This is a genomic window from Xylanibacter brevis P6B11, from assembly GCF_000621825.1.
GTDB classification, from domain to species: Bacteria; Bacteroidota; Bacteroidia; order Bacteroidales; family Bacteroidaceae; genus Prevotella; species Prevotella brevis.
In genome coordinates this window covers 60,564-84,188 of sequence record NZ_JHXG01000008.1, presented here as the reverse complement: position 1 = coordinate 84,188, position 23,625 = coordinate 60,564, and the positions used below count along the sequence as shown (strand labels likewise).

Annotated in this window: 20 protein-coding genes; 16 read left to right on the top strand and 4 right to left on the bottom strand. The window is 46.8% G+C overall.

All coding sequences use genetic code 11. The features are described 5' to 3' along the window. Nucleotides 1–283 precede the first annotated feature (283 nt). The 9 genes from T496_RS0104540 to T496_RS0104505 all read left to right on the top strand — a co-directional run bounded on the left by T496_RS0104540 (nucleotide 284) and on the right by T496_RS0104505 (nucleotide 8,955). Nucleotides 284–1,309, top strand: a complete 1,026-nt coding sequence (locus T496_RS0104540) for a hypothetical protein (protein WP_155808654.1) — start codon at nucleotides 284–286, stop codon at nucleotides 1,307–1,309. Beyond that, nucleotides 1,306–1,965 carry a hypothetical protein gene (locus tag T496_RS0104535; protein WP_027449689.1) on the top strand — a complete coding sequence of 220 codons (660 nt, stop codon included), beginning with the start codon at nucleotides 1,306–1,308 and terminating at the stop codon, nucleotides 1,963–1,965. Before T496_RS0104540 ends, T496_RS0104535 begins: the two co-directional genes overlap by 4 nt. 249 nt (nucleotides 1,966–2,214) lie before the next feature. Beyond that, entirely contained in the window at nucleotides 2,215–2,598 is a 384-nt protein-coding gene (locus tag T496_RS0104530; protein ID WP_027449688.1) for a hypothetical protein, read from the top strand. Nucleotides 2,599–2,809: 211 nt separating this feature from the next. Beyond that, nucleotides 2,810–4,132 carry a hypothetical protein gene (locus T496_RS0104525; protein ID WP_231478003.1) on the top strand — a complete coding sequence of 441 codons (1,323 nt, stop codon included), beginning with the start codon at nucleotides 2,810–2,812 and terminating at the stop codon, nucleotides 4,130–4,132. Between the two features lie 15 nt (nucleotides 4,133–4,147). Further along, nucleotides 4,148–5,068 carry a CHC2 zinc finger domain-containing protein gene (locus T496_RS0104520; RefSeq protein WP_081783548.1) on the top strand — a complete coding sequence of 307 codons (921 nt, stop codon included), beginning with the start codon at nucleotides 4,148–4,150 and terminating at the stop codon, nucleotides 5,066–5,068. 201 nt (nucleotides 5,069–5,269) lie between these two features. Beyond that, nucleotides 5,270–5,368 carry a smalltalk protein gene (locus T496_RS14860; RefSeq protein ID WP_155808313.1) on the top strand — a complete coding sequence of 33 codons (99 nt, stop codon included), beginning with the start codon at nucleotides 5,270–5,272 and terminating at the stop codon, nucleotides 5,366–5,368. Nucleotides 5,369–5,703: 335 nt separating this feature from the next. Next, on the top strand, nucleotides 5,704–6,315 hold the full coding sequence (locus tag T496_RS13470; RefSeq protein WP_052342076.1) for a DUF4468 domain-containing protein: 612 nt from the start codon (nucleotides 5,704–5,706) through the stop codon (nucleotides 6,313–6,315). Nucleotides 6,316–6,353: 38 nt separating this feature from the next. Then, nucleotides 6,354–6,578, top strand: a complete 225-nt coding sequence (locus tag T496_RS0104510; RefSeq protein ID WP_027449685.1) for a hypothetical protein — start codon at nucleotides 6,354–6,356, stop codon at nucleotides 6,576–6,578. A 61-nt stretch (nucleotides 6,579–6,639) separates the two neighbouring features. Further along, a complete protein-coding gene (locus tag T496_RS0104505) occupies nucleotides 6,640–8,955 on the top strand; it encodes a putative porin (protein WP_044110648.1) in 2,316 nt (771 codons plus the stop codon). A 34-nt stretch (nucleotides 8,956–8,989) separates the two neighbouring features. On the opposite strand, the gene T496_RS0104500 is transcribed toward T496_RS0104505, so the two are convergent. Then, on the bottom strand, nucleotides 8,990–9,610 hold the full coding sequence (locus T496_RS0104500; protein ID WP_027449683.1) for a TetR/AcrR family transcriptional regulator: 621 nt from the start codon (nucleotides 9,608–9,610) through the stop codon (nucleotides 8,990–8,992). 135 nt (nucleotides 9,611–9,745) lie between these two features. On the opposite strand from T496_RS0104500, the gene T496_RS0104495 reads away from it, so the two are divergent. Continuing rightward, nucleotides 9,746–12,058 (top strand): NADP-dependent malic enzyme, encoded by a 2,313-nt coding sequence (locus T496_RS0104495; protein WP_027449682.1) that lies wholly within the window; start codon nucleotides 9,746–9,748, stop codon nucleotides 12,056–12,058. A 9-nt stretch (nucleotides 12,059–12,067) separates the two neighbouring features. Then, nucleotides 12,068–12,436 (top strand): 2-amino-4-hydroxy-6-hydroxymethyldihydropteridine diphosphokinase, encoded by a 369-nt coding sequence (locus T496_RS0104490; RefSeq protein ID WP_027449681.1) that lies wholly within the window; start codon nucleotides 12,068–12,070, stop codon nucleotides 12,434–12,436. A gap of 85 nt (nucleotides 12,437–12,521) precedes the next feature. On the opposite strand, the gene T496_RS0104485 is transcribed toward T496_RS0104490, so the two are convergent. Next, nucleotides 12,522–13,439 (bottom strand): glucosaminidase domain-containing protein, encoded by a 918-nt coding sequence (locus T496_RS0104485; RefSeq protein WP_197018934.1) that lies wholly within the window; start codon nucleotides 13,437–13,439, stop codon nucleotides 12,522–12,524. Between the two features lie 128 nt (nucleotides 13,440–13,567). On the opposite strand from T496_RS0104485, the gene T496_RS0104480 reads away from it, so the two are divergent. Both T496_RS0104480 and T496_RS0104475 read left to right on the top strand, forming a co-directional pair. Continuing rightward, a complete protein-coding gene (locus tag T496_RS0104480; RefSeq protein ID WP_027449679.1) occupies nucleotides 13,568–14,824 on the top strand; it encodes a rhamnogalacturonan acetylesterase in 1,257 nt (418 codons plus the stop codon). Next, nucleotides 14,824–17,388, top strand: coding sequence for a glycosyl hydrolase (locus tag T496_RS0104475; RefSeq protein ID WP_027449678.1), 2,565 nt, complete (start codon nucleotides 14,824–14,826; stop codon nucleotides 17,386–17,388). Before T496_RS0104480 ends, T496_RS0104475 begins: the two co-directional genes overlap by 1 nt. Here the strand turns inward: T496_RS0104475 and T496_RS0104470 are convergent. After that, a complete protein-coding gene (locus T496_RS0104470; RefSeq protein ID WP_027449677.1) occupies nucleotides 17,374–18,135 on the bottom strand; it encodes a nitrilase-related carbon-nitrogen hydrolase in 762 nt (253 codons plus the stop codon). The two genes, T496_RS0104475 and T496_RS0104470, sit on opposite strands and share 15 nt — an antisense overlap. Next, a complete protein-coding gene (locus tag T496_RS0104465) occupies nucleotides 18,132–18,830 on the bottom strand; it encodes a tRNA1(Val) (adenine(37)-N6)-methyltransferase (protein WP_231478002.1) in 699 nt (232 codons plus the stop codon). The genes T496_RS0104470 and T496_RS0104465 overlap by 4 nt, the downstream gene beginning before the upstream one ends. An 86-nt stretch (nucleotides 18,831–18,916) precedes the next feature. On the opposite strand from T496_RS0104465, the gene lon reads away from it, so the two are divergent. Genes lon through T496_RS0104450 form a run of 3 tightly spaced genes read left to right on the top strand, consistent with a single transcriptional unit; the run spans nucleotide 18,917 to nucleotide 23,624 of the window. After that, on the top strand, nucleotides 18,917–21,373 hold the full coding sequence (lon, locus tag T496_RS0104460; RefSeq protein WP_027449675.1) for an endopeptidase La: 2,457 nt from the start codon (nucleotides 18,917–18,919) through the stop codon (nucleotides 21,371–21,373). Further along, the gene (gene tgt / locus T496_RS0104455) at nucleotides 21,370–22,497 is read left to right on the top strand and encodes a tRNA guanosine(34) transglycosylase Tgt (protein ID WP_027449674.1); all 1,128 of its coding nucleotides are present in this window, start codon (nucleotides 21,370–21,372) and stop codon (nucleotides 22,495–22,497) included. The genes lon and tgt overlap by 4 nt, the downstream gene beginning before the upstream one ends. Before the next feature lie 2 nt (nucleotides 22,498–22,499). Next, a complete protein-coding gene (locus tag T496_RS0104450) occupies nucleotides 22,500–23,624 on the top strand; it encodes an LptF/LptG family permease (protein ID WP_394331338.1) in 1,125 nt (374 codons plus the stop codon). The last annotated feature ends 1 nt before the right edge of the window (nucleotide 23,625 follow it).

The following is a 23,625-nucleotide window of genomic DNA, read 5'->3' as shown; positions in this document are numbered from 1 at the left end:
CCACAAATACTAATAGGTTTGTTATAAATCCTGTTATCACGGACAAAAAAAATAAAGTACCGAGATTCCATCAACGATGTGGAGTCTCGGTTTCTTTTTGTTATCATTTTCAAGGAATTTGATAACAAAATCAAGCTTCTACACCCGACGGATGAGGAGGCGCTTCATATTTATGCAAAGATAAGTAAAAAAATGGAATCTGATTCCTTTATGAGGGAAAAAATTCGTAATTTTGCGCTTCCTTTGCTGAAAGGCAACATTTGTTACATAAATTAAACTTGACATGAAGCAGACTTTTACGGCCAGGGAAATGCTGGCACAGATAGAGGTGGATTTCTTTAACGGAGTAGACCTCGCCAAAGCAAGCTTGTTGAAGGGTGACAAGCGCAGGACTTTCGTGCTCTCGCAGGTGGAACGTCTATTGACGGAGAAGCATGGAATATCGTCGTTGGCCGTGTGGCTTTCAGACCTGTTTTGGACTGCTGACGAGGGAAGAGTGCCAATAAATAAAGATAATCCGCTGTTGTCGCTGAAGGAGCCACAGACGCTGACCAACGAGGAAAAGCGAAGGATAATACTGATACTGGAAATGGCTGGTTTGTGCCATGATTTGGGCCTACACTACATATTTGATGTTGCAGAGGCTTTTGGCGTGGAAGATAATTTCTGGGTGTCGAATGAGGAGTTGATAGAATGGCTCACTACGGCGAAATATGAGCGGATAGCAATGCACACAGCTTACACCATGAAGAGACATGCTACCAGCGTATATGAATTAGACCATTATCAACCAGCTCAGGATGAGTTGGCTGAGCTTTTCTCGTCAGAGTACAAAGAACTTGTACGCGCCCCAGATAGAACAGCTATTCCCCCGCGCGGCTATGTGAAGGCCATCATCGACGTACTGCTGCGCATAGAGCGACATTGGCAACGCGGACGCCGTCTGAAACTGCGCCCCGACTTGGTGAAGTTGCACGACGAGATCTATGGCGTGGTGCCACGCCAGTTTGACAAGGGGGTGTTGCAGGCTGCTCAGGCACTCTACGATTACATGGACAAGGAACTACGGGGCCGTCTGGTACTGAAGGAATATAATAATAATGCTTCATCATGGAACGAGCAACCTGAATCTGTAAGGCGCACCACAACTGAGGTGCTGAACCGATTTGCAGAAAAGGTGCGCGAGGTACGAGCAGCTTATCTAGTCGAAGGTTGGGTGGCTGACGACTCGCTGGCGTTCAGCTATCTGATGGCACATGCCCAGCGATGTGGACAAGGTTGGTGGCGCGAGGAGGACAATGCCCTATGATAAGTTATAATCGCAATGATTACAAATCGGCATCGGAATGGTTGGCGTCGCTCAGACAGGATGATGCGTGGTTGAGTCAGCTACAGCAACTTCAGACCTCTTCGTCTGACAAATGCAAGGAGCACCATAAAATGGCCGTCAAGAGAATAGAGGAAGGCTCGGCTTGTGATTTTTGGTACTTCTACAACCATCATGTAGAGAAGGTGATAGAGGAACTATGGGAGTCTGGCGAGACAACGTTGCCGAAACTGAAGATACTGGCTATCTGGATGCTAACGCTGGAGTGGCTGGAGCAGCGTACGGAAGCAAGCGGGCAAGACCGTATTATGCTGCCCAAGGAGCTTGACAAGCCTCATGCAAGGGAGGCCTTTGCAAAGGCTATGGAGCGAAAATACATGGAGGCTACAGACGATGGTAAATACCGATGGATAGGCACGGGAAAGAAAGCCAATACTTCGGAACTGGCCTACTTTCTAGGAAGGGTTTACAACTATAAGCACACCACTTATGGTAATGCGGGCGAAAGTTTTCCTGAAGAGAGTCTCAATGAGTTATTTGGCGTCGCGCGCCTGTACTCTTCTTTAACGCAGGTGTATAACGCTAAGAGAAAGCAAAGCTGGCGTTCACTTATTGATGATATTTTCGATGAAGGATGACGCCTTTAGAGCGATGGTTTTGAAATAATCTTTTTTATAGTACATTTATGTACATTTTTGCACTATAGTTTAGTTGGGAAATAGTGCGTACTTTTGCAGCAGAAATTTCTAGTCGGAGTTTCTGCTGCATTCTTTTTCAGATGTCAGTTAGCAGAAAAAAACTGAGCACGGCTCCGAGCGCGAGATGAAGAACGCCTTTCTATGTCGACGCGTAAGTGCAAGAGGGCATTTTTTATACCATCAAAAAAAATGTTATTTAACGAAAAAACCAACTGGAAAGGTTGGAAGAAGAATATTGAACTGTGCGTGGACGTGAAGACATATTTGAAGAACGACCTGCGCATGAAGGCAGAGAAGGGCTATCAGGGCGTGCTGACGCGCCACGTAGTGTGCGAGGATTTCAAATACAACGAGTACATGACGTTCGTGGAGACCGCTAATCAAAAGCGAGTGAAACGCAACCCGAAGTTGTTCAACGGGAGGTATATCTCCCTCACCATGAGCGACAATGGCAGTCCGCGCCTGAACTTCAAGAAACTGAGGATGGGACCTCGCTTCTCGCCAGAGCGATATGCGCTCGCCGTTTACAATGAACTACTGTGGGCGTTGGAATGCCTGGTAGAGAGAAGGTAATTTAAGAGCACTTCTGTTCCAGTTCCAGTTGTTCCAATTAAAATTTGAGAGACAAATTCCCTTATTATATATTCATAACTAATTAATATATAGATAGTTATATATAGAAATAGGGATAATGGAACTGCCAAAAATAAAACTGGAACAACTGGAACTGGAACACGAGGTCATATTAACAACCATTTATTTTCATCTAAAAAGCAGATTATCAATGAGATACAAAATTAGTAAAGCGACTGCGCCCGCTATGCCTAACCTCGGCAAAGGCACAGAATGTATTAAAATCCTGCTCTCGCAGACTTCAAAAGATATGCACGAACCCCTTGTTCCGATGCTTTTCCCTGTACTTGGCGCACATATTAGCGGTTCGGAATTTCAGTACCCAGACCTCAGTTGGAAGGAGCCAACGGGCATGATGGCCCAGTTGGTGGGCGATTCGGGCTGTAACAAGGGTCAATTCTCTAACCTCGTGGAGGCTATTTGTCGCGACTTCCGTCAGCACGACGATGCTGAGCTGAAGAAAATTGTGGAATGGTCGAAGATGGTAAAGACGAAGGCTGGTAACAAGGAGAAGCCTGCACGTCCGGAGGTGGGTATATGGTTTCCGCCATCAGACACCACACGTCCCGCTTTCCTTCAGAACGCTATGGCGCTGGAGGCGCAAGGTGGTCGCACTCAATACTTGAACATGCCCGAGGTGGAGATGGCCGACGGCATGTGTGGCGGGCATCGCCAGGTATCGCAGATGCTGCGCAACATCTACGACCGTCAGCGTGCGGGAGCCCTGCGTGCCACGGCCGATGGTGTGACGGGTAACCCCATCCTCAGAGCCAATCTGACGCTCTCGGCAACGCCTTTTGCTGCACGCAAGTACTATAAGAACGACCTCTTCAACGGCACCTTCGGACGCATGGTATTCTCCTATAAGGCGCGCACCAGTCGCGATGGGCGCATACCTCGTCAGGGTAAGTACAACGACGAGTTCTATCAGAAGTTGGACGACTACCTGATGCGACTCAACCTCTGCAAGGGGCGTTTTATCATCCGTCCGCTGAACAAGTTGATTGATAAGCTGGCGCAAGATATGGCTTCGCTGGCCGACCTGGTGGACGACGATGTGCTATGGGACTGCTCTAAGCGTGCGCTCGTATCAGCATGGAAAGCGGGCTGCATCCTTTGGGTGCTTAACAACCAGACGTGGACGAAGGCGATGGGTGACGTGGTGGAATGGCTAGTATATCACGACCTATGGAGCAAGATGCAGCTCTTTGCCGACCTGTTGGACAAGGATGCCGACACGCTGAGCGAAGCAGGACGTCGCGGTCCGAAGAATATGTTGGACGATCTGCCCGACACGTTCAACGAGGCGCAACTGGAGGCGCTTCGCATGCAGTTCGGCAAGAGCAAGGAGGGCACCAACGGACAGTTGCGTAAGTGGTTGTTCCGCAAGTTCATCACCTACTCTGCCCAGACGGGACTGTACACTAAGACGGAAGAATACTTGGGGATGTCTGATGTAAGAGGTAAGATGTAAGAGGTAAGATGTAAGATGGAAAAATACGAACTTCAAAAGCTCCGCGACCTGCCTATTGAGGGGGTCGCAGAGCGACTCGGACTGAGGGTAGCGAGGCACAAGTGCCTCTGCCCCTTTCACGACGACAGCCACCCTAGCCTCTCGTTCAAGGTGAGCAAGAACACGTACCGTTGCTTCGTGTGCGGGGCCTCGGGTGGCACCATCGACCTGGTGATGCGCCACTTGCACATGGACTTCAAAGCCGCCTGCCATTGGCTGGCCAACGAACATAACATCATCCTCGATGAATGGAAGCAGCAAGAGGTAACCACTCCCCTCCCTCACAGGGAGGGGTTGGGGGTGAGTCTGCATCGTTACGAACGCTTCTTTGAGCATCCCTTTCTGAACGACGAGGCACGCAGGTTCCTCTTTGAGGAGCGTCGTTTGGATGAGCGTGTGGTGCGTTGGTGCCGCCTCACGTCGTGGCGCGACAAGCAAGGTGTGCCCTGGCTGCAGATACCTTATTATAATCGCGAAGGCAAACTGGTGGGCGTGCAGAACCGCAACCTGGTGCGTGGCGCCCTGCCTCGCTTCCGCTTCCCTCGGGGCTCTGAGTGTGGCATCTACAACCTGCCTGTGTTGAACATGCTGCGACCGGGCGAACAGCTCTTCATCACGGAGGGCTGCTCTGACTGCTGGGCCATGCTCTCGGCGGGTCACAAGGCCATCGCCATTCCCTCTGCCACCCTGCTCACGCAAAAGGACAAGGAACTGCTTCGTAGTCTTAGCTCCTCCCTCTTGGGGAGGACGGGAGGGGGTTTCCACATGTTTCCCGATCGTGATGCGCCTGGCGAGCGTCTGTTCCTACAGTTGAAGGAGGTGTTGCCCAATCTGCAGCACCACCAGCTTCCCCCTGGCTACAAGGACTTCGGGGAGTATTATAGGAGCCTCCACTAGCCCCTCCTGCAGAGAGTTTTAGCCTGCTTCGCAGGGAAATTTTTCAAAATTGAAAACAAAATTTTTCATTTTTATTTTCTTTCTCGCCTGACACAAGCCGAAGGGATATAAATCTCTGTTTAATTTTGAATCAAATTTTGAAGAATTTCCCGCCGACAGGCGGCCCCAAATCGTAATTAACCAAATTAACCGAATAATACTATGAAGAAACTAGAAACTTGGAAGTTTGTATTGCAAACTGTTATCGCCATACTTACGGCGATCGCTACTAGCCTCGGCGTGGCAAGTTGTATGAATTGACCCCTCCCTTCAAGGGGAGGGGCAGGGGTGGGGTCTGTATCTCCATTGGCAGTTAGAACAACACTGACCCCACCCCCGACCCCTCCCCTACATGGGAGGGGAGAAAACAACACAACCCAACAACCCCTCCCCATCCCTCCCGAGGGAGGGGGTTAAGTCATCCCCTTGGAGTGCAAGTAGTTTAACAGGAATACCTCAATCTTTTATAAAGCGGCCCCGTAAAAGGGTCGCTTTTTTCATGTTAACAAAGGAAACACGCAGAATAGATTTGGTTATATGGGAAATTAATTGTAATTTTGTCGCCGTAAACAAACAAAAACAAGATTAACGCAGAGATGAAACAAATTATCACAGCAATAACACTGGCGCTGACAATGACAGCCAACGTGCAGGCTCAAGACAACACATGGGAACAGACGACGCCCAGCGAAAAGGCCGCCATCGATGCAAAATACTTGGTGGGCGCAGTGCCCGAAAAGGATGGACGCGTGGTGTTTGAAACCACGATCAAGGTGCCTGGCAAGAGTCGCGCCCAGCTGTTTGACGAGATGCAGAAGCTGATGACGGCAATGACCAAGGCTCCCGAACAACTGGAAAATAGCAATATCTCGACCACTGAACCCGAGAATGGATTGGTGGTGGGCGCCTACCAGGAGTGGCTGGTGTTCAAAAACAAGCCCCTGATTCTGGATCGCACCCGCCTGTACTACAACCTGGTGGCAGAATGCAACGACGGCGAAGTTCATCTGTCGATGAATCGCATCTTCTATATTTATGATGAAGAGCGCACACCGCTCACCTACAAGGCTGAGGAATGGATCACCGATCGCTACGGGCTGAACAAAAAGCAGAACAAGTTGGCACGCGTCAGCGGCAAATTCCGCAAGAAGACCATCGACCGCAAGGACTACCTGTTTAGCACCATCGAGAAGCAGCTGAAGAAATAATTATAATTAGGACGCAACAGACCATACAATTGTACATCATGGAAGAACAGGTAAAACACCCTCGACGCCACAATCTGGAACCTTTTCGCGACACAGGCAAGATGCGACGCTTGCGCATGTGGCTGAACATTGCCTTCATGCTGATAGCAACGGCAGGTATGGCTCTCTATTTCGTGATAGACCACGAGGTGGCCTTCTGGATTCTTATCGTGGCAACGGTGTTTAAGTTCGTGGAACTGACACTGAGATTGTTGAAACTTTAACCCGCCACACACCCTTTTACGAAGAACAAAACACACTCACATCCCCCTCTCCTACACACCAATGAGCATTAGGCAGCTATCCATCATAACACTCCTTGCAACGGCATCACTGAATACTTGGGCGCAAGACTACAACGAGATTGACGAATACGGAAACGTGACGCCACGCAACGAACAGAACCGCAACTTCAACCCTCACAACAACGACACTACGAAGAAATCGAAGGTAGTGCCAAAGGGCATCTATGTGTGGACTTTGGATCGCCGCTTTGGCGACATCCACAAGGCTGAGGTGGACACCCTGCCCTATCTGTTTCCGCAAAGCACGCTGGGAATGGGCAAGACAGGGCAGTACAACACGCTGGGCAACAACTACACGGCTCGGCTGTCGCGTATCGTGATGGATCGCAAACTGGGCACTCAGGCACTGTTTACTGATGCCTACGATCAGGTGCTAAGGTCGCCCGACGAGTGGCACTTCACCAACACGTTGTCGCCTATCACTAATCTGACCTATGACAACTGTGGCGACAAGCTGAATGGTGAGGATCATCTGGGCGCTCGCTTTGCCGTGAATGCTGGTAAACGCACTGGATTGGGCTTCGATATTGACTATGCCTACGCTCGCGGCTACTTCCAAAATCAGAGCACGTCGCATCTGGGTGCTACATTCTCGCTCTCGCATCTGGCCGACCAGTATCAGCTGCACTTGCTCGTCAGCACAAACCATCAGAAGGCAAGCGAAAACGGTGGCATCACCAACGACGACTACGTGACGCACCCTGAGCTCTTCACCGAGACATTTGCATCCAACGAGATACCTACCATCCTGGAACGCAACTGGAACCGTAATCATCATCACCACCTCTTTCTGACGCATCGCTACAGCTTGGGCTTCTACCGCAAGGTGAAGATGACCGACGAGGAGATCAAGGCACAGCAGTTTGCGGCTAAGTCAAAGCAGCAGCGCAAACAACGCGAAGACAGCCGACAGTTTATGCCGCAACAACCTACAGGGCGCCCCGACGATGCTAAGATTGCTGGCAACGAACCCGTAATGCCCAAGCAAGAGGCACTGACTGCTGACACAACCCGCATCCGTGTGGACTCGAAACAAATGGCCGACAGCCTCTTGGCACTGCAGGCACAGCAGGACTCGCTGGACGCGCTGATGAAACGCGAGTTCGTACCTGTGACCAGCGTGATACACACGGCCGAGGTGAATGCTCACGAACGCGTCTATATGGCTAAAGCAACGCCAGCGGGCTATTATGCTAATACCTATTATAATACGTACGACGGTGGTACGCCTGGCGATTCTATCTACGACAAGACGAAGTATCTGGACGTGAAGAACACGGTGGCTCTGGCTTTGATGGAGGGATTCAATAAGTATGCACCGGCTGGTATCAAGGCCTTTGCCTCGCATCAGGTGCGACGCTACGATATGCCTTACGTGGCTGCAGCCAGCGATGCGCTGTTGCAGCGCTTCACTGAGCACAATGTGTCGGTGGGCGGACAACTGCAGAAATTGCAGGGCCACACGCTGCACTACGACCTGGTGGCAGAGACTTGGGTGGCCGGCGAGGATGCCGGACAACTGAAGTTCGACGCACAGGCCGATGTGAACTTCCCTCTGTTTGGCGACACGGTGCGACTGAAGGCAAAGGGCTATTTCTATCGCCTGGCGCCCACGTTCTATCAGCGCAACTACCACTCAAAGCACTTGTGGTGGGACAACACGCTGGATAAAGAAACTCGCACACGTATCGAGGGTGCCTTCACCTACGACAAGACGCGCACCACGCTGCGCGTTGCTGTAGAAGAGATACAGAACTATACTTATCTGGGCATGAACTACACCCGCGAAAATGGCGCGGTGAAAGGACTCGACGCCAATTTCCGTCAGCACTCGGGCAATGTTCACTTGATGATGGCTCAACTGGATCAGAAGTTGAACGTGGGACCACTGCACTGGGACAATGTGGTGACCTATCAGAGCACCAGCAACAAGCAGGTACTGCCTCTACCCACACTGAACATCTTTTCAAATCTATACTTGAAATTCATGGTGGCACGTGTGCTACGCGTAGAATTAGGCGGATCTGCCACATGGTTTACAAAATACGAAGCACCCGACTTCTTGCCACAGCTGAACAGCTTTGCCATTCAGGAGAATGCTGCCAGCAGAGTGCAGTTGGGCGAGTTCCCCTTTGTGGATGTCTATGCCAACATGCACCTGAAGCATGCCCGCTTCTTTGTGATGATGCAGAATGTGGCAGGCAATGCACTTTCAAAGAAAGCCTTCTTGGTCCCCCACTACCCACTGAACACCCAAGTCATCCATTTCGGTATCTCGTGGAATTTCTTCAATTAAAAATAGCTGCTATAGAAACTTTAATCTGCCGCGATCAAATATCCGTTTTGTCAAAGAGGTCCAGACCTTTGCGGGTGCATATGCCACGGATAGAGACAAAGGCAATATTGCGAAACACATCTTCGATGGGATACTGGCGATAAAGCTCGCCATTCATCATCGTCGATGTCACCGCATCCAGCAAACGGGCAATCAAATCCAGGTTTAAATCCTCGCGGAAGAGGCCCTCGTCAATACCACGACGAAGAAAGTCGTGGTAGTTGTTGTGCGCCTGCTCTCTGTCCTGGTTCAACAACTCAATCACTAATGGATACTTTGCCAGGTCAGTATAAAATTTCGGATTTGTCTTCTTGAAAGTTTTTATCTTCTGGAAATATGCATAGAACAATAGTTCGATGACATTCTGGCAGTTGGCTGCTTTCTCATTCAGCTCTTTCTCTTTCGCTGCTTTATACGTCTTGAGTACCTCGATGAGCAACTGTTCCTTGTTGCCAAACATCTCGTAGATAGTGCGCTTCGAGATTGATAAACTCTGAGCCACATCATCCATCTTCACCGCACGAACACCATGAAGAGCAAAAGCCTTCATCGAAGCTTCAATAACAATGTCGCGTAGTGACTTTCTGTATTCCGAAATACCCTTTATTCTTTGCATATTTATGTAATTTGAGTGCAAAGATATAAAAAAAAGATAAAATAAAACGTTTTTCCGTGATATTTTAGTAATTTTGCGCCTTGAAAGATTTTGTTTGTATTCAATTCCAACATAAAATATTAAAGTATTAGTTCTATGGTAAAAATTACTAAAGAGGCTGCACTCGAATATCACGAGACAGGCAGACCTGGTAAGATTGAAGTAAAGCCCACCAAAGCTTATCGCACCCAGACCGATCTGTCGCTGGCATATTCGCCAGGCGTAGCCTTCCCTTGTTTAGAGATTCAGGAAGATCCCAATGCAGCCTATCGCTACACTGATAAAGGCAATTTGGTAGCAGTTATCTCAAATGGTACCGCTGTACTTGGACTTGGTGATATAGGTGCGCTGAGCGGAAAACCCGTGATGGAAGGTAAAGGATTGCTGTTTAAAATCTATGGCGGCATTGATGTGTTCGACATCGAAGTGGCCGAGAAAGATCCTGAGAAATTCTGCGAAGCCGTAGAACGCATTGCCCCCACCTTCGGCGGTATCAACCTAGAGGATATCAAGGCGCCTGAATGTTTCTACATCGAAGACCGTCTGAAGAAGACGCTGAACATCCCTGTGATGCACGACGACCAGCACGGCACAGCCATTATCTCGGCTGCTGGACTTAAGAATGCACTGGAGGTGAACGGAAAAGACATCAAGAAGGTGCGCATCGTAGTGAACGGTGCTGGCGCTGCTGCTATTTCATGCACCAAGTTATATATGGCACTGGGTGCTCAGAAGGAGAACATCGTGATGCTCGACTCTAAGGGTGTCATCTCTACTGAGCGTACCGACCTGAACGAGCAGAAGAAGTTCTTCGCCACCACTCGCACAGATATTCATACACTGGCCGAAGCAGTAAATGGTGCCGACGTCTTTGTAGGTCTGTCTAAGGGCAACGTACTCTCACAGGATATGGTTCGCTCAATGGCTAAGGATCCCGTGATTTTCGCTTTGGCTAACCCCACACCCGAGATCACCTACGAAGAGGCAATGGAGGCACGCAAGGATGTGCTGATGGCTACCGGACGTACCGACTACCCCAACCAGATCAACAATGTGATAGGCTTCCCCTACATCTTCCGCGGTGCACTCGACGTTCACGCTACGGCTATTAACGAGGAGATGAAAATGGCTGCCGTTCATGCTATCGCCGACTTGGCCAAGCAGCCTGTTCCCGATGTTGTGAACGATGTTTATAAGGTGAACAACCTGAAGTTTGGACGCAACTACTTCATCCCCAAACCCGTTGACCCACGACTCATTTCTGAGGTCAGCGCTGCCGTAGCTAAAGCTGCCATCGAGAGTGGCGTGGCTCGCAAGACCATCGAGAACTGGGATGAGTACAAGAACTCGCTGTCTGTAATGCTGGGACAGGAAACAAAGCTCACACAGAAACTCTATGCCACAGCTGCTTCACACCCACAGCGCGTCGTATTTGCCGAGGCTATCCACCCCACCATGCTGAAGGCTGCTGTACAGGCCAATAACGAAGGCATTTGTCAGCCCATTCTGCTCGGTAATGAGGAGATTATCGAAAAGATGGCTAAGGAGATGGACTTGAACTTGGAGGGCATCGAGATTGTCAATCTTCGTCATCCCCGCGAGCAAGAGCGTCGCGAGCGCTATGCTAAGATTCTGACCAGCAAGTTGCAGCGCAATGGATACACCTTCCAGGAGGCCAACGATAAGATGTTCGAACGCAACTACTTCGGTATGATGATGGTTGAGACGGGCGAGGCTGATGCCTTTATCACAGGTCTCTATACCAAATACTCGAACACAATCAAGGTGGCTAAGGAAATCATTGGTATCCGTCCGGAGTACAACCACTTCGGCACTATGCATATCATCAACTCGCCTCGCGGCACACTCTATATTGGCGATACGCTGGTGAACGAGAATCCTGATACAGAGGCTCTGACAGACATAGCCAACCTGATGTCTACTGCCGTACGCTTCTTCAACGAGAAGCCTGTCATCTCAATGGTGTCACACTCTAACTTTGGTTCTTCTCAAAGCGAGGGTCCTCAGAAGGTTCGTCTGGCCACTGAGAAGATGCAGCAGATGTATCCTGACTTGGCTATCGATGGCGAGATGCAGATTGGCTTCGCACTCGACAAGGAGTTGCGCGACGAGCAGTATCCGTTCACTCGCCTGAAGGGATTGGATGTCAACACACTGGTGTTCCCCAACCTGACCTCTGCGCGCTCTTCTTACAAGATGCTGCAGAAGCTCGATCCCGATGTGGAGATCATCGGCCCTATCCAGATGGGTCTGAACAAACCAATCCACTTTATCGACTTTGGTGCTTCGGTTCGCGACGTTGTGAACATCGTGTCTATCGCCGTTATCGATGCTTATGTGGATAAGTTGAAGAACAATGTCACAAAGAAAATAAACCGAAAGAAATAAACTCCCTTTATGATGCATTCGGTCATCATCTCACTGGCATCTAATCATGATGCTAAACAAAATCTGAACGAGGCGCGACGATGCCTCGCTCAGATTTTTTCTAATATCAAATATTCTGATGAACTCCTTACAGACCCTATCAATGCGAAACGTAAGGATAAGTATTTGAACCAGTTGGCGCAGTTTGAATCCGCATTTGATGCAGAGCAAATAAATAGTAGGCTGAAAGCCGTCGAGCAGCAAATAGGTCGCACTGACGAAGACCGACAGCAGGGCATCGTGAGGATAGATCTGGACTTGCTGCAGCACGACGAGCAGCGCTACCACCTAAAAGACTGGGAACGTCCGTATGTGCAAAAGTTGCTGCCGGAACTCTGATGTTTATTTGAAACAACAACGAAAAAAGGGAGATACTTTCTCCCTTTTTCTGATTTAGTCTTATTTGGTCTAATCTTATCGAGTCTTATCTCAATCTTAAGTTATCGCCTACACGAATACTGTATTCGGGGGACAAACCATTCATCTGATAGAGATATTTCACGCGAATGCCATAGGCTTGAGCAATAGAATACATTGATTCACCGGGCTTCACCTGATGATAGCGATGCTTGAATTCCTTCGGGGCGCGGCGTTGCTTCTTCTTCAACCAGATAATTTCACCCTCTCGCAGACGGTCGTTCTTGTCGCGTTCATTATAGCGGGCAATCTTCTTGTAGGAAATACCAATTTCCTCGCCAATAGAACGGAAGGTGTCTCCCCGACGAGCTATCACGTAATAGTTCTTGTTGAAAATGGTGATGAGATGCAAAGGCTGCCCACCAACAGGTTTATCTTTCACTCGCTCGGTCATAAACTTATCATAGTGGCGGGCGGTATCATACTGATAGAGCTTGTAGAGCTGAATTATCTCTATTAACTTATCAGCATAGACGGGATTAGTGGCATAGCCTGCAGCTTTCAATCCACGAGCCCAACCCTGATAATCGGTGGGTTTCAAACTGAATAAGCTGCGATAGCGCTGGCCTGTGACCAAAAACACGGAGTGATCTTCGTACGACTCAAAAGCATTCTTATAAACACGGAAACACTCTCCTCGGGCATCATCATCTTTATAAATGGTAGGCCCTGTCCAATGGTGGCATTTAATACCAAAGTGATTGTTGGCTTTAACTGCCAATGTACTATTGCCTGCACCCGATTCCAACAGGCCTTGAGCCAACGTGATAGAAGCAGGAATCTTGTATTTCTGCATCTGCTCAATAGCCACATCCTTATATTGATTGATATATTGCTGGTATCGGGCGTTCCATTTGGCTTGTGCCCAAAGGCCTATAGGCAAACAAAACAATCCGATAACAACAAATGCTCTCAAATACTTCATAATGCTCATTTTTTCTTACTATCTGCAAAGATACACAAAAAGAAAGAATATTTCCATATATCCATTTGAATTTTTAAATAATACGAAAAAAATTAGTTCCATTAATGAATAATATGTATCTTTGCAATATGAAACAGATCTACTTAAACACTTTAACAATCATTGCAGCATTTATTTCTGCAACAGGAGCTTCTAAAGCTCAATCATTTGATTTCGACATGTCCAAACCACAACCTGTTTATTGCAATGAAACTGGTTCTGGCTATGACATTCTGCCTGCACCTGACAAGAAGCATGCGGCAGATCCGTACTACTTTAGTGTGAAGGTGCCTGACGGCAACTACCTGGTAAGGGTGACGCTGGGCGGAAAGAAAAACAGTAACACTACCCTGAGAGCTGAGGGAAGACGACTCATGATGGACAACATCACCACTAGTAAATCGAAAGAAACGCGTGTCGTCTCGTTTGTTGTTAACAAACGCTCACCTCTGATTGACGAGAAACGACGCGTGAAAATCAAAGAACGTGAGAAAGACTATCTCGCTTGGGATGACAAACTGACACTTGAGGTCAATGGTTCTAACCCCGCAGTGAAGAGCATCCACATTGAGCGCACAGATGTGCCAACCGTCTATCTCTGTGGCAATTCAACGGTAGTGGATCAAAACTTCGAACCATGGGCTTCGTGGGGACAGATGATTACACGCTGGTTTGATGATGGCGTGGCTGTGTCGAACCATGCTGAGAGTGGTCTTACGGCTCGTACCTTCATCGACTCTTTCCGATTGGAGAAGATTCTCTCTACTTTGAAGGCTGGCGACTATGTCTTCGTGGAGTTCGGTCATAACGACGAGAAGGAGAAACGGGCTGGTGACGGGGCTTGGTATCACTACCAGTATCAACTGAAAATTTTCGTAGATAAGGTTCGAGAGAAAGGTGCAGAGATTGTTTTCTGCACTCCGACACAGCGCCGTTTCTTTGAGAAAGACAATAAGACAATCCGCAATACGCATGGTGACTTTCCTGCTGCGATGAAGATGGTGGCTGAATTAGAAAAGGTGCCTGTGATTGATCTCAACGGTATGACAAAGACGCTCTTCGAGACAATGGGGTTTGAAGATTCTAAGCGTCTGTTGGTACACTACCCTGCTAATACTTTCCCTAATCAACCGAATGCATTGGCAGACAATACTCACTTCAACACTTTCGGAGCTTACGAGGTGGCAAAATGTGTTGTGATGGGCATTAAAACGCTCAACTTGCCATTGGTGCAGCATCTTCGCAGTGATTGGAAAGACTTTACTCCTGAACACCCTGACGACTGGAAGGTGTTTAAGTGGGCTCCAGCAAAGATCTCAGAACTAACCAAACCTGACGGAAACTAATGAAGAAATCATCATTCATCATATTGTCCACACTCTTTTCGGCTTCAGTCATGGCCCAGTCATGGCCCACTCAAACTGCAGAGTCAAAAGCAGGCACACGTTGGTGGTGGCTTGGCTCTGCGGTAGATAAAGAGAACCTGAAGTGGAATCTTCATGAATATGCAAAGCATGGCATCGGAGCTGTAGAGATAACGCCGCTTTATGGTGTGCAAGGTAATGAGAAGAACAATATTCCGTATCTCTCTGACAAATGGATGGAGATGCTGAGATACACAGAAGAACAGGCCGAACGTAACGGCATCGAACTGGACATGTCAACAGGCACTGGTTGGCCTTTCGGCGGACCTTGGGTATCACTAAAAGAAAGCGCTTGTCGAGCTGTGTTTGTTGAGAAAGCTATAAGTGGCAATACGCTGATAGATATCACTCCAGCAGAGAAAGATGCTAAGAATGCTTTTCTTCATAAAGTGATGCTCTATGCTGCAGATGGAACCGCCACAGACGTTACACAACAGGCGAAGAGCAACCAGTTGGTGCTGCAAGAAGCACAGCGTGGCGCATATAAAGTCATCGCTATATTCATAAAATATGGTGTTATGAAAGTAAAGCGTGCAGCTCCTGGCGGAGAAGGGCTGGTGATTGACCACTTCGATCGTAGAGCTGTAGCTAACTACTTGAAGCATATTGAGCAAGCTTTTGAACGAACAAAGACCCCCTACCCTCATACATTCTTCAACGACAGTTATGAAGTAGCAGATGCCACATGGACACCTTCGTTACTCGAAGAATTTGAAAAACGTAGAGGATATAAACTGGAAGAACATTTGCCAGAACTGATAGCCTATGAGCCCAAGGTGCTTTCTGACTATCGTGAAACGTTAGGCGACTTACTGCTGGAGAACTTCACCAATCAATGGACAGCATGGGCACATTCTCATGGAGCCATCACCCGCAATCAGGCTCACGGTTCGCCTGCCAACCTGATAGATTGTTATGCAGCAGTGGATATTCCCGAAATTGAGGGTTTCGGTCTTTCAAACTTTGGAATCAAAGGACTTAGAGAAGACCCAGGCAAGACACGAAAGAACGACTCAGACTTCTCGATGTTGAAATATGCGCCCTCTGCGGCTCACATTTGCGGAAAAAAGTTTACTTCAAGTGAAACGTTTACTTGGTTGACAGAACATTTCCGCACATCATTATCGCAGTTGAAACCCGACATCGACCTGATGTTTTGCGCCGGTGTGAACCACATGTTCTTTCACGGTACCTGCTATTCGCCTAAGGAAGATGAATGGCCAGGATGGAAGTTCTATGCCTCTATCGATATGTCACCCACTAACACAATCTGGCGAGATGCTCCGTTCTTTATGGATTATGTAACCAGATGTCAGAGCTTTCTGCAGTGGGGCGAGCCAGACAATGACTTCCTTGTCTATCTTCCTGTCAGAGATATGTGGAAGAAGAACATCAATAAGCTATTGATGCAATTCTCTATTCATGCTATGGGACAACTGGCTCCTGAGTTTATTCAAAGCATCCTCGCGATAGAAAAAGCTGGATATGACTGCGACTATATCAGCGATAAGTTGCTGGCGAAGGTGTCTGTCAAAGGTCAGCAACTAATCACTGAAGCTGGTACGCACTACAAAGCCATAATCATTCCTTCCGGCACGACTATCACGCCTGAATTAAAACGGGTGTTGGAGCGCTTGTCCCCATATGTCATCTATGGTGAAGATACTCAGAAGATGGCTCACTTTGCGCAACCCGAGGAAATGAAGACATCATGCGGTTTGAAACTCATCAGGCGCAGAAATGCCAATGGTTATCATTATTTCATAGCCAATCTGACTGCCAATGATGTTGAAGAAGATGTGAAACTGGCCGTACCCTTCAAAGATGCGAAATGGTTTAATCCGCTGAATGGCGAGATAACAGATGCCGACATAGACGATGATGGCATAGAGGTTAATTTGCGTAGTGGTGAGTCTATGATACTTCAAGTGTTCAATACGCCCCTTAAAGAGAGTGAAAATGCTTGCTGCTCTAACGAGGACAAACAAGACGAAATTGAGATTGATAACAGCTGGACTCTTTCTTTTATAGAAGAGACACCTCATATTGATAAGACCTATCAATTAGATAAGCTGCAAACTTGGGAGAGTCTCGACGAAAAGACTCGCACCGTGATGGGAACAGGCGTTTATACCACGAGTTTTGAACTGAAAAAGAAGCAGTTAGATGCTAATTGGTATATAGATCTTGGAGACGTACGAGAATCAGCTCGTGTATATATCAATGGACAGTTTATTGGATGTGCATGGGCCGTTCCTTTTATCCTCGATACTAAAGGAACGCTAAAAGCTGGTCGCAACGAACTGCGTGTGGAAGTCACTAACCTGCCCGCCAACCGCATTAGCGAACTGGATAGACAGGGCGTAAAATGGCGCAAAATGGAGGAAATTAACGTGGTTGATATCAACTACCAAAAGACGCTCTATGATCAATGGAAGCCCGTGAAGAGCGGTCTTGCCAGCAAGGTAAGACTAATATATAAATAAGTCGCGGTCTTCCAGAACCCTGAATCGACTACGTATCTTCTGTAGGTTTTCCATCGAAAGCTCTGCGGAAGATACATTTTCTTTATCCCCATTGGCAGCCAATATAACACCTAATGGGTCAACCACAACACTTCCTCCGGCATAAACGGATGTTTCATCGCTTCCCACACGATTCACGCCTATCACATAACATTGATTCTCTATAGCACGAGCTTTCAGAAGAATATCCCACGCCTGCTGCCTGGAAGAAGGCCAATTGGCTACGTAAATGATAGCATCGTATTCGCCAGCACGCCCATATCGCGAGAAACATGGGAATCTCAGGTCATAGCACGTCTGCAACAAGAAGCGAAAACCTTGATATTCCACGATAACAGGAGTACCGCCTGCGTGATAGAAAAGTTGCTCTTTTCCATGAGAAAACAAGTGCTTTTTGTCGTAAAAAGCATAACTATTACTTGATAAAAAGTACTGTCTATTTCTGTAGGTTCCATCTTCTAACGATACGGCCAAACTACCACATATTGCACAATTCTTTTCTGATGCTATCTGACGCATCCATTTTAATGAAGTAGAAGTTGATTCAGATTCTGCAACGCCCTGTGGTTTAACAACAAATCCAGTTGACCACATTTCAGGAAGAACATATAGGTCAGCATCTTCCTCACGTATCAGTTGTGTGGCACGAGTAATATTCTCGTCAATCTTACACCACTGAGAATCAAATTGTAGTAGTGCTACTTTCATAAGTAAAATTCATTTACCAATTCATTATATGATTCAGAACCTATTACAATCTCTTCACGCTGAAGTCCTAGAGCAACTTTACTAAACTCCAATAGATAACGTTTCACTGGCTTACGGATCGATGTTTTGACAGCACAAACTCTTGACGTAAAGAATCCAGCAAGGTAAGCCTCTGCTTCGAGTTTCGACTTGCATTCAGAAGGTATAACTACAGAGAAATGTCCCTCTGCTGACAACAAGCTGAAGGCTCCCGTCATCAGTTCGCGATAAGATAAAGACGAAGTGTGTCTTGCGGCAGTACGTTGGGCATCTGGAGATTCTAATGAGATGTCGAAAAATGGCGGATTAGAAACTATTGCATCAAACTCGCCATCGATACCCTGACGGAAATCTCGGCAAGTAATAGCGATTCTATTGGAAAACGGCGATGCCACTATATTTTCTTGTGCTTGACTGGCAGCTTGCGCATCAATCTCGACGCCTAAAACTTGCGCATCAGGAAAACGTTGAGCCATCATCAATGCCAGCAATCCCGTACCAGCGCCAATGTCAAGGATGTGTTTTCCACCCCTTGACCAAGCTCCAAGCAATGTGCCATCGGTACCCACCTTCATGGCACATTGATCTTGAAAGACCGTGAACTGTTTGAACCTAAAGAAGTTGTTAGCCATAATAAACGCCGCAAAGATATACATTTTTTGTTAATTATCAATGAAGGTTTCGAAAATATCAATTAAATTTAGTACCTTTGCATTTCAAAATGATACAGATAAAAATAAAAATGAGCGATAATCAGAATAACAAGCCCTTTTCAATGATTGCAGATATTGAAGGGGACTTTATGGATTTAACGAATATTGAGACCCCCAGCGAGGTTCCCATACTTGCCGTTAGAAACATGGTCTTGTTTCCTGGCGTTGTTTCTCCGATTTTGATTGGTAGAGAAGCTAGCTTAAAACTAGTCAAAAAAGCTGAAAAAACAAACGGTATCATCGGTGTTGTCAGCCAGCGTGATCCCGAGGTGGAAGAACCAACAATAGGTGATCTGTACGAATATGGCGTATATGCTCGCGTGGTGAAGCAACTGACGCTGCCAAACGGTTCTGTGACTGTTATTATGCAGGGATTGGGACGTATGAGACTGTATGACATCATCAAAGAAACCCCCTATCTAGTTGGCTTCACAAAACAAGCACCCGAGATTCAGCCAGACAAACGCGACCGTGAGTGGAAGACCGCCATGGATGATCTGCGAAAGATGACTGGCGAATATATCTCTGTGACTGAAGAAATTCCTGATGATTTTTCATTTGCTATTCAGAACATCCGCAACGATGTGATGGCTTTGAACTTCGTTTGCTCTAACATGCCTTTCGGTACCAAGGAGAAGATGGCTCTTTTGGAAGCTGAATCCATGAAAGAGCGCCTGTTTGGCACAATGAAGGCGATGAATAGAGAAATCAATCTGCAGAATCTGAAGGCCGATATTAGAAACAAGACACGCGAAGATCTGGATGAGCAGCAGAAAAACTATTTTTTGCAACAGCAAATCAAGAATCTGCAGGCCGAGATGGGCAATGAGCAGTCTCCAGAGAAAAGCGAGTTGATCAAGAAAGCTAAGAAAAAGAAATGGTCGGAAGAAACACAGAAGATCTTTAACAAGGAACTTAGTAAGTTGGATACGCTCTCCACACAAAGTCCTGATTACAATGTACAGCTGAATTATCTTCAGACGTTCGTTTCGCTTCCCTGGGGAGAATATACCGAAGACGATCTGAACCTTCAGCGTGCACACAAGATTCTGGATCACGACCATTACGGGATGGAAAAGGTGAAAGAGCGTATTTTGGAATATATGGCAGTGTTATCGCTTCGTGGTGATTTGAAGTCGCCAATCCTGTGCTTATATGGCCCTCCAGGTGTGGGTAAAACTTCACTCGGAAAATCTATTGCCGAAGCAATGAAACGCAAATATGTACGTGTGTCACTAGGTGGTCTTCACGATGAAGCAGAGATTCGAGGTCATCGCCGCACGTATGTTGGAGCAATGCCCGGACGTATTATCAAAAGCATACAAAAAGCAGGTAGCTCTAACCCTGTGTTTATACTCGACGAGATTGACAAAGTAACTCAAAACACCATCAATGGTGATCCTGCTTCGGCACTTCTCGAGGTGCTCGACCCAGAACAGAACACTGCCTTCCACGACAATTTCCTGGATGTGGACTATGACCTCTCGAAGGTTTTATTCATTGCAACAGCAAACAACCTGAGCACCATTCCTCGTCCCTTGCTGGATCGAATGGAAATTATTGAAGTAAGTGGTTATATCACAGAGGAAAAAATTGAGATTGCCAAGCGTCACTTAATCCCTCGTGAACTGGACAATACTGGATTGCAGACATTGCCGGAAAAGCCAAAATTCAATAAGGCTGCAATTGAAAAAATCATTGAGCAGTATACCCGAGAAAGTGGTGTAAGACAGCTAGAAAAGCAAATCAATAAGGCTATGCGTAAGTTGGCTTTCAAGCGTCAGATGGAGAACGTGGAGCAAAACTGGAAAATTACGCCAGATTCGCTTGAAGATCTGCTGGGCAAGCCACCCTTCTATCGTGACATCTATCAGGGCAACAACTATGCTGGTGTTGTTACTGGATTGGCATGGACAAGTGTAGGTGGCGAGATTCTCTTCATCGAGACATCACTTAGCAAAGGCAAAGGCTCAAAGCTGACTCTTACGGGTAACTTAGGAGATGTTATGAAGGAATCGGCAGTGTTGGCATTGGAATATGTCAAGGCGCATGCTGATACGCTTAATATTGATTACCGCATCTTCGATAATTGGAATATCCACATCCATGTGCCTGAAGGCGCTACACCTAAAGATGGCCCATCTGCTGGTATAACCATTGCAACTTCTATTGCTTCGGCTCTTACACAGCGAAAAGTTCGCAAGAATACAGCAATGACCGGTGAGATAACTCTTCGTGGAAAAGTATTGCCCGTAGGCGGTATCAAAGAAAAAATACTTGCTGCCAAACGTGCAGGTATCACTGACATTGTGATGTGTAAAGAGAACGAGAAGGACATCTTGGAAATTCCCGACATATACTTGAAGGGCGTTAGCTTCCACTATGTCGAGAATGTACAGGACGTATGGAATTTCGCTCTGACTGACGAGATTGTGGAGCATCCACTGACATTCACTATTGAAGAAGAAAAGGAAAGCAAAAAATGACATTCGAACTGCAACATACCGATCCCTACAGCGATGCTCGTGCTGGCGTTATTACAACCGATCACGGACAAATAAAGACACCAATCTTTATGCCGGTTGGCACGTGTGGTAGTGTGAAAGGTGTTCACTTCTCAGAACTACGTGAACAAGTGAAGGCTCAAATCATTTTGGGCAACACCTATCATTTGTATCTTCGTCCAGGCTTAGACACACTGAGAAAAGCTGGAGGCTTGCATAAATTCAACACATGGGATCGTCCGATACTAACTGATTCGGGGGGATTTCAGGTTTTTTCTCTGACAGGCATTCGCAAACTTCGAGAGGAAGGCTGTGAGTTTCGTTCACATATTGACGGATCAAAACATTTCTTTACTCCAGAGAATGTGATGGATACAGAGCGCATCATTGGTGCTGATATCATGATGGCCTTTGACGAATGTCCTCCAGGACAGAGTGACTATCAGTATGCAAAGAAAAGTCTTGGTCTAACACAGCGTTGGTTAGATCGTTGCATCAAGCGCTTCAACGAAACAGAACCTATCTATGGTCATAAGCAGAGTCTATTCCCTATAGTACAGGGTTGTACGTTTAAGGAGCTAAGACAAGAAGCCGCAAAACACGTAGCCGACAAAGGTGCTGACGGAAATGCTATCGGGGGTTTGGCTGTAGGTGAACCCACTGAGGTGATGTACGATATGATTGAGGTGGTGAATGCTATTCTTCCTAAGGACAAGCCTCGCTATTTGATGGGTGTAGGTACACCTCAAAACATTCTGGAAGGCATCGAACGTGGTGTTGATATGTTCGACTGTGTAATGCCTACTCGCAATGGTCGCAACGCAATGCTCTTCACCTATGAAGGAACCATCAACATTCGCAACAAAAAATGGGAACAGGATTTTTCTCCTATTGATCCTGAAGGATGCGACATAGACCGTCTTCATAGTAAAGCCTATCTGCACCATCTTTTTAAGGCACAAGAGTTGTTAGCTATGCAAATTGCTTCAATTCACAATCTTGCCTTCTACCTACGCTTGGTATCAGATGCAAGAAAGCACATAGAACAAGGAGACTTCAGTATGTGGAAACGTTCGGTAATTGACAATTTAGGACGTAGAGTATGAAGATGCATAAGTTGAAGATTCAGAATCCTGTCAAGCTCTTCTTAACGCGCATAGACAGGTATATTATCTCGAAGTTCATCGGAACCTATATTTATTCTATCTTCTTGATAATCTCTATTTCCATCGTGTTTGATTTCAACGAGAACCTGGCAAAGTTCTCGAACAATCATGCGCCTTGGAAGGCCATTATCTTCGACTACTACGCCAACTTTATCCCATACTATGCAAGCCTTTTCTCACCGTTGTTTGTATTTATTGCCGTCATCTTTTTTACATCAAAATTGGCAGGCAACTCTGAGATTATAGCCATGTTGGCTTCTGGCACAAGTTTCAAAAGACTCTTAAGGCCTTATCTTATCTCGGCAGCAATCATCGCAGGACTGAATTTCTATTTGTCAGCTTTTCTCATTCCAAAAGGAAATGTTATTAGACAAAACTTTGAGACTCAGTACAAAAACAAGCGCAAGAATACTTCTGCGACAAATGTGCAACTTCAAGTCGGTCCCGGAGTCATCGCATTCATGCAGTCGTATGATAATCTCACCAAACGAGGTTATGGATTTACTTTAGATAAATTTGAAGATAAAAAACTGGTGAGCCACATGACGGCTAATGTGATTCAGTATGACACTATCAGCGATTCTCGTTATCAATGGAGGGCAATCAACTATAAGATTAGAACACTGAAAGGATTGCGCGAACACATCACCACTGGAACCGAAATGGATACCACCATCATCATGGAACCTATGGACTTGGTATATTCTAAAGGTCAACAGGAAACTTTCACGTCACCTGAACTCAAGCGTTACATCAACAAGCAACAAGAACGCGGCTCGGTTAATGTGGTTCAGTATGAAGTAGAATATCACAAGCGCATAGCTACATCGTTCGCATCTTTCATTTTGACCATTATCGGAGCATCACTTTCATCCAGAAAACGAAAAGGTGGTATGGGACTTTATCTTGGCATAGGATTAGGTTTATCTTTCTCTTATATCCTGCTGCAGACAGTGAGCTCTACATTTGCTATCAACGCCAGTGCGCCACCGTTTTTAGCCGTGTGGATCCCCAATATTTTATATGCATTAATCGCCTATTATTGCTATAGGCAAGCACCAAATTGAT

Coding starts and splice junctions, on each gene's coding strand:
- T496_RS0104540 (WP_155808654.1), top strand. CDS start 284: ATGAAGCAGACTTTTACGGCCAGGGAAATGCTGGCACAGATAGAGGTG.
- T496_RS0104535 (WP_027449689.1), top strand. CDS start 1,306: ATGATAAGTTATAATCGCAATGATTACAAATCGGCATCGGAATGGTTG.
- T496_RS0104530 (WP_027449688.1), top strand. CDS start 2,215: ATGTTATTTAACGAAAAAACCAACTGGAAAGGTTGGAAGAAGAATATT.
- T496_RS0104525 (WP_231478003.1), top strand. CDS start 2,810: ATGAGATACAAAATTAGTAAAGCGACTGCGCCCGCTATGCCTAACCTC.
- T496_RS0104520 (WP_081783548.1), top strand. CDS start 4,148: ATGGAAAAATACGAACTTCAAAAGCTCCGCGACCTGCCTATTGAGGGG.
- T496_RS14860 (WP_155808313.1), top strand. CDS start 5,270: ATGAAGAAACTAGAAACTTGGAAGTTTGTATTGCAAACTGTTATCGCC.
- T496_RS13470 (WP_052342076.1), top strand. CDS start 5,704: ATGAAACAAATTATCACAGCAATAACACTGGCGCTGACAATGACAGCC.
- T496_RS0104510 (WP_027449685.1), top strand. CDS start 6,354: ATGGAAGAACAGGTAAAACACCCTCGACGCCACAATCTGGAACCTTTT.
- T496_RS0104505 (WP_044110648.1), top strand. CDS start 6,640: ATGAGCATTAGGCAGCTATCCATCATAACACTCCTTGCAACGGCATCA.
- T496_RS0104500 (WP_027449683.1), bottom strand. CDS start 9,610: ATGCAAAGAATAAAGGGTATTTCGGAATACAGAAAGTCACTACGCGAC.
- T496_RS0104495 (WP_027449682.1), top strand. CDS start 9,746: ATGGTAAAAATTACTAAAGAGGCTGCACTCGAATATCACGAGACAGGC.
- T496_RS0104490 (WP_027449681.1), top strand. CDS start 12,068: ATGATGCATTCGGTCATCATCTCACTGGCATCTAATCATGATGCTAAA.
- T496_RS0104485 (WP_197018934.1), bottom strand. CDS start 13,439: ATGAAGTATTTGAGAGCATTTGTTGTTATCGGATTGTTTTGTTTGCCT.
- T496_RS0104480 (WP_027449679.1), top strand. CDS start 13,568: ATGAAACAGATCTACTTAAACACTTTAACAATCATTGCAGCATTTATT.
- T496_RS0104475 (WP_027449678.1), top strand. CDS start 14,824: ATGAAGAAATCATCATTCATCATATTGTCCACACTCTTTTCGGCTTCA.
- T496_RS0104470 (WP_027449677.1), bottom strand. CDS start 18,135: ATGAAAGTAGCACTACTACAATTTGATTCTCAGTGGTGTAAGATTGAC.
- T496_RS0104465 (WP_231478002.1), bottom strand. CDS start 18,830: ATGTATATCTTTGCGGCGTTTATTATGGCTAACAACTTCTTTAGGTTC.
- lon (WP_027449675.1), top strand. CDS start 18,917: ATGAGCGATAATCAGAATAACAAGCCCTTTTCAATGATTGCAGATATT.
- tgt (WP_027449674.1), top strand. CDS start 21,370: ATGACATTCGAACTGCAACATACCGATCCCTACAGCGATGCTCGTGCT.
- T496_RS0104450 (WP_394331338.1), top strand. CDS start 22,500: ATGCATAAGTTGAAGATTCAGAATCCTGTCAAGCTCTTCTTAACGCGC.